Raw genomic sequence first — 14,682 nt, 5'->3', positions numbered from 1 at the left:
GCCCCCTTCGGAGCGCCAAACTGGTCCTCGTGAACGCCCGCGCCGCGCTATTCGATCTGTACGGGGACCACCTGCGTTCCCGGGGCGGCCACGCCTCGGTCGCCGCCCTGGTACGCCTGCTCGCGCCGCTTGAGATCGCCGCTCCCGCCGTGCGGACGGCCATCTCGCGCATGGTGCGCCAAGGGTGGCTGGCGCCGATGCGGGTGCCCCAGGGGCCCGGCTACGCGGTGACCCCCAAGTGCGTACGGCGCCTGGACGAAGCCGCACTCAGAATTTACCGGCCCGGAACGATCTCCTGGCCGGGAAAGTGGCACGTCGTGGTGGTCGAGCAGGTGCGCGAGCGGCCCAAACGCGAGCGGCTGCGGGCCGACCTCGCCTTTCTCGGCTACGCGCCGCTGTCGGAGACCACCTGGATCGGCCCCCGCCCCTCCCCCGAGCTGGCCACGCTGCTGACCGCCGAACAGGTCCACGCCGACCTGTTCGAGGCCGCGCTCGACGGCGACCCGCGCGAGCTGGTCGCCCGCGCATGGGACCTCGCGAGCATCGCGGGCGCCTACGAGTTGTGGCTGTCCCAGGCCGCCGACCTGGTCGGCGCGGTCCCCGGCAGGGCCCCCGACGACCTGGTCTTCGCGGTGCGCAGCAGGCTGGTCCACGGCTGGCGCAACTTCCTGTTCCGCGATCCGGGCCTGCCGGCGGAGCTGCTCCCGCCCGCCTGGCCCGGGGAGAAGGCCCGTAGCTTCTTCGAGCAGGAGGCGGCCCGGCTGCTCCCGGCCGCCGCCGCCTTCGTCGACCGCACCCTCGCCGATCCGCAGGAGAATCAGTGAGCATCCGCTACGATGTCGAGTCCGGCGTGGCCACCGTCACCCTCGACCGCCCCGACGCGCTCAACGCCCTGGTCGCCTCGATGAAGGCGGACCTGCTCGCCGCCCTGACCAGGGCCGCCGAAGACGACGCGGTCCGCGCGGTGCTGGTGACCGGCGCGGGCAAGGCGTTCAGCGCCGGCCAGGACCTCCGCGAGCACGCCGGCAACCTGGCGGCGGGCAAGGGCCTGGCCGGTACCGTGCGCCACCACTACAACCCGATCGTGCGGACCATCACCGAGATGGCCAAGCCGGTCATCGCGGCGGTCAACGGCGTGGCGGCGGGCGCTGGCGCGTCCCTGGCCTTCGCCTGCGACCTGCGGATCGCGTCGGAGAACGCGAAGTTCGCGATGGCGTTCGCGGCCATCGGCCTGGCTCCCGACTCCGGCGCGTCGTGGACGCTGCCACGGCTGGTCGGCCCCTCGGTCGCCGCCGAGCTGCTCCTGCTCGGCGACCCGGTGTCCGCCGAGCGGGCCAGGGAGCTGGGGCTGGTCTCGCGCGTGGTGCCCGCCGACGAGCTGGCCAAGTCGGCCCGCGAGCTGGCCGTACGACTGGCGGAGGGCCCCACCCGGGCGTACGCGGCCACCAAGCGCGCGCTGGCCTTCGGCGCCGCGCACACCCTGTCGCAGTCGCTGGACCTGGAGGCCGACCTACAGGACGCCTGCGCCGCGACCGCCGACCACCAGGCCGCCACCGCGGCGTTCGTCGCCAAGGAGCGCCCGGTCTTCCACGGGCGCTGAGCGCGGCTCAGCCCGGGTCGCGCACCCAGCAGTCGGCCAGGTGGTCGTTGACCAGGCCGATCGCCTGCATCAGCGCGTACGCGGTGGTCGGCCCGACGAACCTGAACCCGCGGGCCCTCAGCTCCTTGGCCAGCGCCTTGGAGCCGGGGGTCTGGGCGGGCACGTCGGCGGTCGTCTTCGGCGCCGGCGAATCGGGGTCGGCGTACCGCCACACCAGGTCGGACAGGCCGCCGGGGACATCGAGGGCGGCGCGCGCGTTGGCTATCGCGGCCTCGATCTTGGCCCGGTTGCGGACGATGCGCGCGTCGCCGAGCAGCCGCTCGACGTCGCTCTCGGTGAACGCGGCGACCCGCGGGATGGAGAACCCGGCGAACGCCTCCCGGAAGCCCTCCCGCTTGCGCAGGATGAGCAGCCAGGACAGGCCCGACTGGAACGCCTCCAGGGTGATCCGCTCGAAGACCTTGTCATCGCCGCGGACCGGGCGGCCCCACTCACGGTCGTGGTAGTCGATGTAGTCGGGCGCGGAGGTGGCCCACCCGCAGCGGACCGGATCGGCGGCCTGCGCGGTCACCTGGTCTCCTCCGCGCCGGCCTTCTCGGCTTCCTCCGTGTCCTGTGATTCGTCCTGGGGCAGCTCGGGCGGCACCTCGGGGCCCTCGGGCCGGTGCTCGACGCGCGGGCGCGGGTCGCCGTGCGGCGCGGCCCCCGCGCGGCCCGCCTGGGCCTCCTGCCGGGCGTGCAGCCGGTGCGCGAGCAGTTCGGTGACCCGCTGCTCCAGGACCGCGATCCGGGTGTCCCTGGCGCTGATGGCCCCGGCCGCGCGGTGCAGCGTCTCATCGACGGTCTGGGTGTGATAGCCGACCAGGCTGACCGGGAGTTGCAGGGCGACGAAGTCGACGGCGGCGAGCTGTCCGGCGGCGGGCAGGTCGAGCGGCGGGACGTCGGGCGGGAAGTCCTGCATCTCACCGCCGCGGCCCGTGGCCACCATTACCACGCCGCCCAGGATCGCCAGGGCGGCGAGGGCGAGTACGACCAGCACATACGAATCGTGCCACAATTCCCCGATGGTCGGGCCTCGTCACACCCGCCTCATCGCTCCGCCCGATCAGTCCTCAACGGATTCCGCGAGTTCGCCGGCGGTGGGCCTGATCCGCTGCGTACGGGCCTCGATCCGCTGCATGGCCTCCTCGACGGTGGTCGTGAAGGAGATCACGTCGAACACGTCGGGGCGGGTGAAGCCCTGTTCGTACATGCCGCCGACCAGGTCGCGCAGCGGCTCGTACAGGCCCCAGGGGTCGAGCACGACCAGCGGCCGGTCGTGTATCCCGATCACCCGTGCGGTCCAGATCTCGAACAACTCCTCCATGGTCCCGATGCCGCCGGGCAGCACCAGGAAGGCGTCGGAGCGCTCGTCCATGACCGCCTTGCGCTCGCGCATGCCGGGAGTGACGATCAGCTCGTCGGACTCCTCGTCGGCGATCTCGATGTCCACCAGGACCTGCGGGATGACCCCGATCGTCCGCCCTCCGGCGGCGCGGTGACCGCGCGTCACCGCGCCCATGCAGGAGACCGTGGCCCCTCCGCTGACCAGGGTGTGCCCGCGTTCGGCCAGTCGTACGCCGACGTCGTAGGCGAGATCCACATAGCGCTGGTCTATCTTCTGGCTGGACGCGCAGTACACACAGACGAACACCCGACGACCTTAACGGCCCTCACTCGCCCGCCGCGACATTGCTCTCCACGGCCTCGCGCTCCTCGCGCAGCCGGGCCAGCCGCCGCTCGTCGGACTCGGCGATGGCCGCCACCGCCTCGTCCACGTCGTCGGTGATCTGCACCAGGTCCAGGTCCTTGGAGGAGATCTTGCCGGTGGACTCCAGCGTGCCGCGGATCCAGTCGATGAGCCCGCCCCAGTAGCGGCTGCCCAGCAGGATCACCGGGAAGGAGGTGACCTTGCCGGTCTGGACGAGGGTCAGCGCCTCGAACAGCTCGTCCAGCGTGCCGAAGCCGCCGGGCAGCGTGATGAAGCCGTTGGCGTACTTGACGAACATGGTCTTGCGGACGAAGAAATAGCGGAACTCGATGCCGAGGTCCACATAGTCGTTCATCCGCTGCTCGAAGGGAAGTTCGATGCCGAGGCCCACCGAGATGCCGCCGGCCTCCCTGGCCCCGCGGTTGGCGCCTTCCATGCACCCGGGCCCGCCACCGGTGATCACGGCGTAACCCGCCTCGGCGAGCGCGCGGCCCAACTGCACGCTCATCTGGTATTCGGGGGAGTCCTCCGGGGTGCGGGCGGAGCCGAACACGGTGACCGCGGGCGGCAGCTCCGCGAGCTGACCGAAGCCCTCCACGAACTCCGCCTGGATGCGCAGCACCCGCCATGGGTCCATGTGCAGCCATTCCGCCGGGCCCCTCCGGTCGAGGAGCCGCTGGTCGTGGGTGGAGTCGGGGACGAGGGCGCCACGCACGAGCGAGGCCCCGTGCCGGCGTTCCGGACGCTGCTGTCTCATGCGGTCACGCTAGCCGGAACCACTCGCGCGCGCGTCGCCGGAGGGTCGAGAAGAATCTTGAAAAAAGTCCGCGGGAGGGCGGAACCGGAATTCGCCGAGGGCGCGTCTAACAGTCGAGGGTGCTGCTCGGGACTGAAAGTGGCTTTCCCCGTCAAATGGCCGGCGAGGAAAGCCACTTTCATATGTACGGGTAAGTTCCGCCCGGCGGGCGGCTCACCCCTTGGTCCTGTCAGGCCGACAGCCACGCGAGCATCGCCTGCTCGCATTCCTCGATCTTCGGCAGCGACACCCACTCCTCGCGCTGGTGCGCCAAATTCGGATCGCCCGGCCCGTAGTTGACCGCGGGCACGCCCAGCGCGGAGAACAACGCGACGTCCGTCCAGCCCAGCTTGGCCCGCAGGGCGCCGCCCACCGCCGAGGCGAACGCCGCCGCGGCCGGATGGGTGAGCCCGGGCCGCGCCCCCGGAGCGCCGTCGGTGAACAGCACGTCGAACCCGGCGAAGACGTCCCTGACATGCTGCCTGGCCCGCGCGAGGTCCAGGTCGGGGGCGAAGCGGTAGTTGACCGTGACCACGCACTCGTCCGGGATCACGTTGCCCGCCACGCCGCCGCGCACGCGGACCGCGTTGAGCCCTTCGTGGTACTCCAGCCCGTCCACCACCGGCCGCCTGGCCTCGTAGGAGTCCAGGATGGTGAGGATCGGCAGGATGCCGTGGATGGCGTTGACCCCGAACCACGAGCGCGCGCTGTGCGCCCGGGTGCCCCGGGCCACCACCTCCGCGCGCAGGGTGCCCTGGCAGCCGCCCTCGATCAGCCCGTCGGTCGGCTCCATCAGCACCGCGAAGTCGGCGCTCAGCCAGTCGGGGTGGGCCAGGCTGAGCCGGCGCAGGCCGTTGCGCTCGGCCTCGATCTCCTCGCAGTCGTAGAAGATGTAGGTGATGTCCCGGTTGGGGCGGGTAAGCCGGGCGGCCATCCGCAGCGCCACCGCCACCGAGCTTTTCATGTCGGAGGTGCCGCAGCCGTACAGGCGGTCGCCGCTGACCTTGCTCGGCAGGTTGTCGGCGACCGGCACGGTGTCGATGTGCCCGGCGATGACGACCCGCTCCGGGTGTCCGAGGTCGGTGCGGGCCACCACGGCGTTGCCGTCGCGCAGCACGGTGAGGTGCGGCGACGGCAGCAGGGCCTGCTCGATCGCGTCGGCGAGGGCGCGCTCGCCGCCGCTGACCGACTCGATGTCGACGATCCGCGCGGCGAGCCGCCACGCCTCCTGGGTGAGGTCCAAACGCATGTCGGGAGCCCGGCCGCTCAAGCGTTCGCGCCGTGCTCGCGCAGGATCTCGTTGAGCTTGAGCTTGTCGTGCTGCTCGCCCTCGGCCAGGCGCTTGAGCACCAGCATGCAGCGCATGCCGAAGTCGCCGCCGGGGAAGCTCTTGACGCGGGTGCCCTCGACGCAGACGGACCAGGCGGGAGCCTCGCCCTGGGGCAGTTCTTCGCCGGTCTCCACGTCGTACACGCGGGTGGTGGCGGTGAGCACGGTGCCCGCGCCGAGCTTGGCGCCCCTGCGCACCCGCGCGCCGTCCACGACCATGCACCGCGAGCCGATGAACGCCTCGTCCTCGACGATCACCGGGACGGCGTTGGGCGGCTCCAGGACGCCGCCGATGCCCACCCCGCCGGACAGGTGGACGTTCGCGCCGATCTGGGCGCACGAACCGACCGTGGCCCAGGTGTCGACCATCGTGCCGGCGTCGACGTACGCGCCGATGTTGACGAACGACGGCATCATCACCACGCCGGGCGCCAGGAACGCCCCCCACCGGGCGATCCCGCCGGGTACCACGCGGACACCGTCGAACGTCGTCTTCAGCGGGATGCGGTCGTTGTGCTGGAAGTCACCGACCTGCGAGCGCGACATGCCGAGCACCCGGAAGCTCAGCAGGATCGCGCGCTTGGCGCGCTCGTCCACCACGACCTCGCCGCTCGCGTCGTCCACGAAGGCGACCCGGGCCTTGCCGGTGTCGAGGAGGTCGACCGCGCCGACGACCACGCCGCGCGCCTCGGCGTCGTCGGGGCTCAGTTCCGCCCTGCGCTCCCACAGCTCGTCTACGGCAGGCGGCAGCGGACTGGAAAAGCTCTGCGTCATGAGAGGGGAGCTTAGTGGGTCGTCCCGCCGACACTGTGAATACGCTCCGCACCCCGCGCGACCGCGCACCGTCGGCACCCGGCTGCGTATAGGTTCTTAACGTGCGGAAAGGCTTCTCTCATGGGGTTGTCGCGATCGGCGTCATCGTCGTCGTGCTCGCCGTCGCGATCACCGGTGGTGTGCTGTGGATGCTCAATCGCACCCGGCCGCTGGTGCTCACCGAGCGCTGCCACATCACCACACCGCGTGGGCAGCTCGACCTGGAGATCGAGCAGGCGTCGGTGGCCTCGACCATCGCGGCGGTGGCCGCGCGGCGCAAGCTGCCCGAGCGGGCCGTGGTGATCGCGTACGCGACCGGCCTCCAGGAGTCCAAGCTGTACAACCTGCCGTTCGGCGACCGCGACTCCGTCGGCGTCTTCCAGCAGCGTCCCTCCCAGGGCTGGGGCAGCGCGGCGCAGCTCCAGGACCCGGTCTACGCCTCGACACGGTTCTTCGCGGCGCTGGTCAAGGTGCCCGACTACCGCAAGAAGCCGCTGCACGAGGCGGCCCAGGAGGTGCAGCGCTCGGCGGACGGCACCGCCTACGCCCAGCACGAGGAGGACGCCAAGATCCTCGCCGCCGCCTTCACCGGGCGGGTGCCGAAGGCGTTGAACTGCTGGTTTCCCAAGCCCAGCGAGGGTCCGGCCCCCAAGGCCAAGCCCGACGCCGCGCGCAAGGAGCTGGTCAGGGCGCTGGGCGCGGCGGCGGCCTCGGTCACGCTCGACGCCCAGGGCACCCGGATCAGCGCGTCCAGCTCGCGGCGCGGCTGGCTGATCGCCGCCTGGTCGGTCGCGCACGCCCAGCGGTACGGCCTGCGCAAGATCAGGTTCGACCGGCTCGCCTGGTCGGCCGACGACGGGCAGACCGGCTGGCGGGACGACACCAAGGCCCCCGCCCGCCACGTCGAACTGACCTGAGGCCCCGCCGCTCCGGCGGTCAGTTCTTCGGGCGCTCGATCTCGATGGATCCCGGCGGCAGCGGGCTCGCGTAGGAGGCGGTCCACGCCTGCCCCTGGACCCGCTCGAAGGACAGCAGCCGCCCGTCGTCCGCGCGGTAGTCGGCGAAGTCGAGCAGCCCGCGCTCCGGACGCTCGGTCACGCCCTCAGAGCGGAAGGCGGCGGTGCCCCGTTCGATCGGGAAGAACTCCACGCCCTCCATGATCAGCATGCTCTTGGCCGGGACCATGCCCTGGGTCGGCACCGTCGTCCACAGCTCGACCTCAAGATGGCTTGGATCGCCGCCGGGCGTGCCGCCCTGTTCCACCACCGAGAGCCACTGTGTACGGCGGGTGCCGTCGTCGAGCAGGTAGTGCGTCCATTCCTTGCCCTGTGAGGACAGGTACAGCGCACCCTGCACACGGGCCCGCACGCCCTGGTATCCGACGGTGTCGCCCACCCTGATGGTGCGGGGGTCAGGGTAGTCGCTGCCGGCGCGTCCGGGACCGGACGCGCGCGACGACGAGGCCGGCTCCTGTACGGGAGCGGGCTGCGGCTGGGGGGGCGACCCGGCGGAACGCATGGACTTGCCCTTTCTGTCCTGCCGCGTCGTGGCGAGATACGCGACAAGCAGAAGGGCGAGCATGGCGATGCTCAAGCCGAGTACGACCGCAGAGGTCATGCCGCGGGATCTTACTGGAGGCGGCTCACCGCCGCATCGATACGCTCATCAGAGGCGGTGATAGCAACACGGATGTGACGACTACCGGTAGGTCCATAAATGTCACCGGGTGTCACCAAAATCCCCTTCGCCGCCAGCTCCGCCACCTGTTCCCAGCAATCGGCGCCGTTGGACGCCCAGAGGTACAGCCCCGCCTCGGAGTGCTCGATCTGCCAGCCCGCCGCGGTCAGCGCCGGGCGCAGCGCCGCCCGCCGGGCCGCGTAACGCTCGCGCTGCTCCGCCACGTGGGCGTCGTCGTCGAGGGCCGCGGTCATGGCGGCCTGGACCGGCGCGGGCATGATCATCCCGGCGTGCTTGCGCACCTCCAGCAGCGCCTTGATCAGCGCCGGATCGCCCGCCACGAACGCCGCCCGGTAGCCGGCCAGGTTGGACCGCTTGGACAGCGAATGCACCGCGAGCAGCCCCTCGTGCGAGCCGCCGCAGACGTCGGGGTGCAGGATCGAGATCGGCGACTCTTCCCAGCCCAGATCGATGTAGCACTCGTCGGAGGCGACCACCGCGCCGCGTTCGCGCGCCCACGAGACGACCTTGCGCAGGTGCTCGGCGGGCAGCACCCGGCCGGTGGGGTTGGACGGCGAGTTGACCCACACCAGCGGCACCGGCTCGGGCCCGAGCGCGAGCAGGCCGTCCGTCGCGTACGGCTCGGCCCCCGCCAGCCTGGCCCCGACGTCGTAGGTCGGATAGGCCAGCTCGGGAAAGATCACGCGCTGCCCCGGGCGCACCCCGAGCAGGGTGGGCAGCCAGGCGACCAGCTCCTTGGAACCGATCGTCGGCAGCACGGCAGCGGGATCGGCGGCGACGCCGTGGGTGCGCCGCAGCCGGTTCGCCGCCGCCTCACGAAGCCGGGCGGTCCCATAGGTCAGCGGATAGCCCGGACTGTCCGAGGCGGCGGCGAGCGCCTGCCGTACCGACTCGGGAACCGGATCGACGGGCGTGCCCACCGAAAGGTCCGTGATCCCGCCGGGGTGCGCCGAGGCGCGCTCTTTGTACGGTGCGAGACGATCCCACGGGAAGTCCGGCAGCGCCTTCACAGCGTGTCCCCCAAAACTCTCTTCCGCAGGTGGTCAGTCCTCGGCCTGCGGCGGGAGGGCGGCCACGACGGGATGGTCCTTGTCTATCTTGCCGACCTTCGACGCGCCGCCCGGCGAGCCCAGGTCGTCGAAGAACTCCACATTGGCCTTGTAGTAGTCCTTCCACTGCTCGGGCGTGTCGTCTTCATAGAAGATCGCCTCTACCGGGCACACAGGTTCACACGCGCCGCAGTCCACGCACTCATCCGGGTGGATGTAGAGCATGCGCTGGCCCTCGTAGATGCAATCGACGGGGCACTCCTCGATGCACGCCTTGTCCAGGACATCCACGCAAGGCTGCGCGATGACGTAGGTCACCTCGGGCTCCTTCTTCGTTCCGCACCTGGGCGCGGGTCTTCGACCGCGGGTTGCTACGCCCTAGTATTGCCGTGCCCGGTGATTCTCTGAAACGGAGGGGGGCAAAGTCGGTGACGGCCAGGTTCGGCGGCCGGCTCGTGATCGCGATCAGCCCCGCCGACGTGGGACGACGCGTGAGCATACGCCGCCACGTGACCGGTGGCTTCCGCGACGTGGTGGGCGATCTGGTCTCCTGGCACGGCGGGGTCCTGGCCGTGCGCAGGCGGGACGGCGAGCTGGTCGAGATCGCCGAAGACACCCTGGCGGCGGCCAAGGTGGTGCCGCCGCCTCCGGAGCGCCGCAGTCGTTGAGCCGGGGGTTTCCCGGAGTCTCCGCCGGGGTTTCGCGGGGACTTCGGAAGAACACCGCCGCGCCTCCTCGACGCTGACGATTGTAGCGGTAAGTATTCGTGTTGTGACCGTACGTACCGCTGCCGTGCTCCTTTCCGCCACCGCCGCAGTCGCCACGCTCGCCGGATGCGGCGGCGAGAGCGCGCCCAAGGCGGGCGGCAAGCCGCTGCCTCCGGTGAACGCGCAGGCCGCCTCGCTGCGCGAGGGGTTCACCACAATGGACCGCCTGGTCGAGGCCGCCAAGAAGGAAGGCTCGCTGACCGTCATCGGGCTGCCCCACGACTGGGTCAACTACGGCGGCGTGATCGGCGCGTTCAGCGACAAGTACGGCATCAAGGTGACCGAACTGGAGCCGCGGGCCAGCAGCCGGCGCGAGATCGACGCCGCCGCGCAGGCGGCCAGGGAGGGCAAGACCGCGGCGGTGCCCGACGTGTTCGACCTCGGTCTCGACGTGGCGGTGGCCAACGCGGGGCGGTTCGCCCGCTACCGGGTGCAGACCTGGCAGGACATCCCTGACGAGCTGAAGGACCACGAGGGCGCCTGGTACGCGGGGTACGGCGGCTACATGTCGATCGGGTACGACCCGCGCAAGGTCCCGGCGCCCGCGTCGTTCGCCGACCTGCTCAAGCCCGGCTACGCGGTGACGCTGCCCGGCAGCCCGCTCTCGACGGCCGCCGCGTTCAACGGCGTGATGGCCGCCTCGATGTCCTCGGGCGCGGCCAAGGCCGAGCGCGGGGTGCGGTTCTTCGCCCGCCTCAAGGAGGCGGGCAACCTGGTGACCACCGGCGCCCGGCCGCCCAAACCGGCCAACACGGCGGTCGACTGGGACCACCTGAACGCGGCCCGCGCGGCACGCGAGGGCGAGGGCTGGAAGGTCGTCATCCCGCGCGACGCGGCACTCGCCTCCTACTACGTCCAGGCGATCAACAAGAACGCGCCCCACCCGGCGGCGGCCCGGCTGTGGCAGGAGTTCCTGTTCTCCGACGAGGGCCAGAACCTCTTCCTGGCCGGCTTCGCCCGCCCGTCCCGCCTGGAGGCCCTCCGCATGCGCGGCACCATCAACGAGGAGGCCGCCGCCAAACTCCCACCCGCCCCAGCGGGCCGCCCCGCCGTCCTGACCATCCCGGAAACCGACGCCGCCAAGACCTACCTCCGCCAATCCTGGCCCAAGCAGATCGGCTGAACCCCCCACCGCCGGCGAGCCGCCGGACCGATGGTTCGGTACACGGGAGGGCCGGGGATCGGTACACCTGATGGGGCGGGGTGGGTGTGGCGTTGGGAGCGGCTGTCGGCGTGGCAGTCGGGGTGGCCAGGCGAGTCAGCGGTTCAGGCAGTACTGCCAGGCGGGCGCGGGGACGTTCAAGGCCAGAGCGGTGGCACGGTGCCTCAGCCACGGCACCGCCAGCACGCCCCACCCACCTCCCGGCCCTAGCCTCATCCCGAACACCCGCCGCCCCACCCGCGCAGGGGAAATGTCGGGTTTGGGGCTGGAGTGACCACAGAGACTGTTGCGGCTTTTGTGATGAATACGATCTATCGGGGCGAAGGCTCTAGAGTGTCCCTGCCGTAATGTTCCCAGGGTGTCTCGGAATGTGAGCTGATTGTCTTGCGGTACGACACGCCGAGCCTGACGCGGTGGGCCGCACCTGGCGTGTCCGGTGCGTGTGACAGCTCCTTCGGCTATGTCTCGGCGCAGGGTGCGCCGCTGGTCGAGTTGCTCGATCCGCGGCCCGGTGAGCGGGTGCTCGATCTCGGGTGCGGCACCGGAGCGCTCACCTCGGAGATCCACTCGCGTGGGGCCGAGGTTCTGGGCATCGACGGGTCGGCCGCGATGATCGAGAAGGCGCTCGCGCACTACCCCGGCCTGGACTTCATCGTCGGCGACGGCCACGACTTCACCGTCGCCGAGCCGTACGACGCGGTCTTCTCCAGCGCCGCGCTGCACTGGATGAGCAAGGACCCGCCGGCCGTGATCGCCAACGTCCGTGACGCGTTGCGCCCCGGTGGCCGGTTTGTCGCGGAACTCGGCGGCGCGGGCAACTGCGCGGCTATGATCGCGGCGATGTCCACAGCCTGGCGCGAGTACGGCCTGCGCGAGCCGGAGTTGCCGTGGTTCTTCCCCACACCCGCCGAGTATGCGACCCGCCTGGAGCAGGGCGGCTTCGCCGTCCGGCTGCTGGAGTACTTCGACCGTCCGACACCGCTGGACGAGTGCCCGGACGGCGCGGCCGACTGGGTGCGGTTGTTCGGCGCGCCGCTGCTGGAGGGCCTGCCGCCGGACCTGGTGGACCCGCTGCTCCGGCGGGTGAACGAGCTGGCCGCACCGGCCCTGCGCCGGGAGACCGGATGGATGGCGGACTACGTGAGGCTCAGGTTCGCCGCCGTTCGACGCTGAATCGCCCCGAAGCACAGGGGTGGTTTGCCAAACTATGTCTCTTCCTTGGTCTCGTAGGTCACACGCGGCACTCCAAGCGGGAGGGCCGCGCGCGAGGTCCATGGGGGCTGGTGTCGGTGCGAAAGCCGGAGAGGGAACGGGATGAGATTCTGCCTGAGTGACCTCGTGCCTCCATTGCGATGGAGTGACGCGGCCACCATTCCGCGCCTGCGCCGACAACCCGGCCTGCCGGACGCGTGGTGGCGGAGCCTGCCGATGTCGCGCGTCCTGGCGACGATCCCGCCCGAGGCGCTGGGCGAACTGCTGGCGGAGATCGCCCTGGAGCAGTGGCCCGCGGCGTCCGTGGGAGACGTACTGCCCGCGCTGTACGTACTCGACCCGGACGAGGCCGACGACCCGTACACGGCGATCGCCCTGGACCGCGCCGGTTCCTGGGCGGGACTGCTCACGCTCAGCGCCCGCGAGCTGATCGACCAGCCGTTCGTACAGGCCCGGCCGGTACTGACCACGCTGTTCACCGCCGCCTTCCTGCGCCTGACCCCTGAGGGGGCCGCGGAGCCCGCCGCAGAGGAGGCCCCGGAGGCCGCGCCCGAACCGGAACCCCGGCCCAACGAAGAGCAGGAGCAGGACCAGGAACGCGAGCCCAAGCTGGAGCAGCGGGTCAACGGCCAGGCCCTGTGGCGTCCCAAGATCCCCGCCGCCGTGCCGGCGGCCCCGCCCGCGCCGGCGGAACCACCGCCCGCTCCCCTCGAACCGCCGCCTCCCCCAGTGCCGCCTCAGGACCTCGCCCCGCCCGGCCTCGCGCCGCTGGCCGCCCTCGGCATCACCAACCTGCCGCCGCTGCCCCCGGGCCCGCCGCCCGGCGCCTCCTCCGGCCGCTCGCTGTTCGAGCCGCTGATCCCGCAGGAGCCGCCGGAGCCCGAAGAGCCGGAGGAGCCCGATCTGCACGCGCTGATCGAGTCGGCCTTCACCGGCCTGGAGGACAAGACCTGGGCGGTGGCCCAGAACCGGGTGTTCACCGACTCGCCCGGCGCGGTGGACGAGCTGGCCAAGCTGTTCGCGGTCTCGACGCCCGAGATCGAGGAGGTCGAGGCCGACCTCCGGGTGCGGTTGAAGAAGTGGCTGGTGAGCGATGACGCCCGGCCGTACCGTACGCACCTCGCCGACGTGCAGCAGGCACTGGGCAAGGCCGCGCCGAAGGCGCGGCTGGTCGAGGCCGCGGACTGGCACGGCAAGGAGATCCGCGCGCTGGAGGTGCCGGGCTGGCAGTTCGTGCTGGCCTCGCTGCCCGGGCACCGGCTGATGGACGGCTGGATCGTGGACGGCGACCTGGACGAGCTGCACGAGCGCACCCGCAGCCTGATCATCAACGCGGACCGCCCGCCGACGCTCGAACAGGCCATCGAGCTGGTCGTCGGCATCGGCATCCATCCGGAGGTGGCCAGGGACTGGCTGGCCAACGTCCCCCGGCTGCGCATCCTGAACCAGCCGCCCGCGCCGACGCCCCCGCCCGCGTACCCCGCCGACCCGGCGCCCGCCCAGCTCGAACCGGCCTACCCGGAACCGGCGGCCCCCGCCCAGCTCGACCACGCGCCCGCATACCCAGAACCCGCGCCCGCGCCCGCGTATCCGGAACCCGCGTACCCGGAACCCGCGTACCCGCAGCCCGCCCCCGGCCCTCTGGAACCCGTACCTGGCCCCCTCGAAGCCGCGTTCCCGGAGCCCGCGCCCCTGCCGCCCGCTCCCGAGCCGGAGCTGATGCCTCCGTTCCCCGCCCCGGAGCCCGCCGCCGAGCTGACCCCGCCCGGCGGGTTCCCCGTGCCGTTCCCGCCCCCGGAAGGCCCCGCCGTCCCCCTCCCGCCCCCGGACCCGGCCGCCGCGGTCCCCCTGCCCCCGCCCCACCCCGGCCCCCCTGAGCCCCTGGACGAGCCGGCGGCCCCGGAACCCGAGCAGGAACCGGCCGAGCAGGAGCCGACCGGCCAAGAGCCGCACGGCCAGGAACCCGCGTCCAAAGGCTTCCGCCCCTTCAAGGACGTGAGCTTCACCCGCCGCTGCTTCCGCCAGCCCGACGGCCGCTGGTGGCTGCGGATCGACCTCACCGAGGAGCACCTGAACGGCGCCGAGTGCCCGCTGCCGAGCGGATTCGCCGCTTATCTAGGACTGTCCCCGGGCCAGAGCCGTACTGTTAGCAGCACCGCGGGTGACCTCACGATGACCTGGCAGAGCAGGCCGGTGGTGGAGTCGCTGCTGCGGCTGCTCGAAGAAGTCGAGGCCAAGGAGGGCGGCCATCTGTTCCTGACCCTGTCCGAGGATGGCATGCTGCGGACCAGGCACCTGGACGCCGCGGGCCCGGACGTGGAGCCGATCACCCAGGCGCTGCGCCTGGTCGGCTACACCGCGCCGGACAACACCGCGGACCAGGCGTCGCGGGTGATCGCCACGCGGATCGGCATGGCCGGTTCGGTGGGTCACCCCGACCTGCTGGTACGGCTGCGCGAGCGTGGTGACCGCGATCTGCTGTCACTTCTCTCCTAGCCGGAGACCGC

General features: G+C 71.6%; 16 protein-coding genes. 7 read left to right on the top strand and 9 right to left on the bottom strand.

Annotated elements, in window-relative coordinates; genetic code table 11:
• Nucleotides 1-29: 29 nt before the first annotated feature.
• On the top strand, nt 30-824 hold the full coding sequence (locus ACH34R_RS29730; protein ID WP_397564834.1) for a PaaX family transcriptional regulator C-terminal domain-containing protein: 795 nt from the start codon (nt 30-32) through the stop codon (nt 822-824).
• Nucleotides 821-1,600, top strand: a complete 780-nt coding sequence (locus tag ACH34R_RS29725) for an enoyl-CoA hydratase-related protein (protein WP_397564833.1) — start codon at nt 821-823, stop codon at nt 1,598-1,600. The genes ACH34R_RS29730 and ACH34R_RS29725 overlap by 4 nt, the downstream gene beginning before the upstream one ends.
• 7 nt (nt 1,601-1,607) lie before the next feature.
• Here ACH34R_RS29725 and ACH34R_RS29720 read toward each other — a convergent pair whose 3' ends face one another.
• The 6 genes from ACH34R_RS29720 to ACH34R_RS29695 all read right to left on the bottom strand — a co-directional run bounded on the left by ACH34R_RS29720 (nt 1,608) and on the right by ACH34R_RS29695 (nt 6,248).
• Nucleotides 1,608-2,171: a DNA-3-methyladenine glycosylase I gene (locus ACH34R_RS29720; protein WP_397564832.1), complete on the bottom strand. Its 564-nt coding sequence runs from the start codon at nt 2,169-2,171 to the stop codon at nt 1,608-1,610.
• Complete coding sequence (locus tag ACH34R_RS29715) at nt 2,168-2,638, bottom strand: hypothetical protein (RefSeq protein WP_397564831.1); 471 nt, start codon at nt 2,636-2,638, stop codon at nt 2,168-2,170. The genes ACH34R_RS29720 and ACH34R_RS29715 overlap by 4 nt, the downstream gene beginning before the upstream one ends.
• A 66-nt stretch (nt 2,639-2,704) precedes the next feature.
• A complete protein-coding gene (locus tag ACH34R_RS29710) occupies nt 2,705-3,292 on the bottom strand; it encodes a TIGR00730 family Rossman fold protein (protein ID WP_397564830.1) in 588 nt (195 codons plus the stop codon).
• Nucleotides 3,293-3,311: 19 nt separating this feature from the next.
• On the bottom strand, nt 3,312-4,106 hold the full coding sequence (locus tag ACH34R_RS29705; RefSeq protein WP_397564829.1) for a TIGR00730 family Rossman fold protein: 795 nt from the start codon (nt 4,104-4,106) through the stop codon (nt 3,312-3,314).
• Nucleotides 4,107-4,335: 229 nt separating this feature from the next.
• Entirely contained in the window at nt 4,336-5,394 is a 1,059-nt protein-coding gene (gene dapE, locus ACH34R_RS29700; RefSeq protein ID WP_397564828.1) for a succinyl-diaminopimelate desuccinylase, read from the bottom strand.
• A 17-nt stretch (nt 5,395-5,411) separates the two neighbouring features.
• Entirely contained in the window at nt 5,412-6,248 is an 837-nt protein-coding gene (locus ACH34R_RS29695; RefSeq protein WP_111168880.1) for a 2,3,4,5-tetrahydropyridine-2,6-dicarboxylate N-succinyltransferase, read from the bottom strand.
• A gap of 101 nt (nt 6,249-6,349) precedes the next feature.
• Between ACH34R_RS29695 and ACH34R_RS29690 the strand changes: the two genes are divergently transcribed.
• Nucleotides 6,350-7,204 (top strand): hypothetical protein, encoded by an 855-nt coding sequence (locus tag ACH34R_RS29690; RefSeq protein ID WP_397564827.1) that lies wholly within the window; start codon nt 6,350-6,352, stop codon nt 7,202-7,204.
• Nucleotides 7,205-7,223: 19 nt separating this feature from the next.
• Here the strand turns inward: ACH34R_RS29690 and ACH34R_RS29685 are convergent, their stop codons facing one another.
• Genes ACH34R_RS29685 through fdxA form a run of 3 tightly spaced genes read right to left on the bottom strand, consistent with a single transcriptional unit; the run spans nt 7,224 to nt 9,352 of the window.
• Nucleotides 7,224-7,904: a DUF4178 domain-containing protein gene (locus ACH34R_RS29685; RefSeq protein WP_397564826.1), complete on the bottom strand. Its 681-nt coding sequence runs from the start codon at nt 7,902-7,904 to the stop codon at nt 7,224-7,226.
• 11 nt (nt 7,905-7,915) lie between these two features.
• A complete protein-coding gene (gene dapC, locus ACH34R_RS29680) occupies nt 7,916-8,995 on the bottom strand; it encodes a succinyldiaminopimelate transaminase (protein ID WP_397564825.1) in 1,080 nt (359 codons plus the stop codon).
• A gap of 33 nt (nt 8,996-9,028) precedes the next feature.
• Nucleotides 9,029-9,352: a ferredoxin gene (fdxA, locus tag ACH34R_RS29675; RefSeq protein WP_111168876.1), complete on the bottom strand. Its 324-nt coding sequence runs from the start codon at nt 9,350-9,352 to the stop codon at nt 9,029-9,031.
• A gap of 110 nt (nt 9,353-9,462) precedes the next feature.
• Here fdxA and ACH34R_RS29670 point away from each other — a divergent pair, with 110 nt between their 5' ends.
• From ACH34R_RS29670 to ACH34R_RS29655, 4 genes are all read left to right on the top strand, one after another.
• Entirely contained in the window at nt 9,463-9,702 is a 240-nt protein-coding gene (locus ACH34R_RS29670; RefSeq protein ID WP_397564824.1) for a hypothetical protein, read from the top strand.
• 103 nt (nt 9,703-9,805) lie between these two features.
• Complete coding sequence (locus ACH34R_RS29665) at nt 9,806-10,924, top strand: ABC transporter substrate-binding protein (protein WP_397564823.1); 1,119 nt, start codon at nt 9,806-9,808, stop codon at nt 10,922-10,924.
• A gap of 468 nt (nt 10,925-11,392) precedes the next feature.
• On the top strand, nt 11,393-12,136 hold the full coding sequence (locus tag ACH34R_RS29660) for a class I SAM-dependent methyltransferase (RefSeq protein ID WP_397564822.1): 744 nt from the start codon (nt 11,393-11,395) through the stop codon (nt 12,134-12,136).
• Between the two features lie 255 nt (nt 12,137-12,391).
• Complete coding sequence (locus ACH34R_RS29655; protein WP_397564821.1) at nt 12,392-14,671, top strand: hypothetical protein; 2,280 nt, start codon at nt 12,392-12,394, stop codon at nt 14,669-14,671.
• Nucleotides 14,672-14,682 lie beyond the last annotated feature (11 nt).

The sequence above is a fragment of the Spongiactinospora sp. 9N601 genome (assembly GCF_044326295.1).
Lineage (GTDB): Bacteria > Actinomycetota > Actinomycetes > Streptosporangiales > Streptosporangiaceae > Spongiactinospora > Spongiactinospora gelatinilytica.
The sequence above is the reverse complement of the archived record's forward strand: the minus strand, read 5'-3'. Positions and strand labels throughout refer to the sequence as shown.

What these genes read in the sequence shown, in the direction of transcription:
- ACH34R_RS29705 (WP_397564829.1), bottom strand. Translation starts at nt 4,106, where the DNA reads ATGAGACAGCAGCGTCCGGAACGCCGGCACGGGGCCTCGCTCGTGCGT.
- dapE (WP_397564828.1), bottom strand. Translation starts at nt 5,394, where the DNA reads ATGCGTTTGGACCTCACCCAGGAGGCGTGGCGGCTCGCCGCGCGGATC.
- ACH34R_RS29695 (WP_111168880.1), bottom strand. Translation starts at nt 6,248, where the DNA reads ATGACGCAGAGCTTTTCCAGTCCGCTGCCGCCTGCCGTAGACGAGCTG.
- ACH34R_RS29685 (WP_397564826.1), bottom strand. Translation starts at nt 7,904, where the DNA reads ATGACCTCTGCGGTCGTACTCGGCTTGAGCATCGCCATGCTCGCCCTT.
- ACH34R_RS29655 (WP_397564821.1), top strand. Translation starts at nt 12,392, where the DNA reads ATGTCGCGCGTCCTGGCGACGATCCCGCCCGAGGCGCTGGGCGAACTG.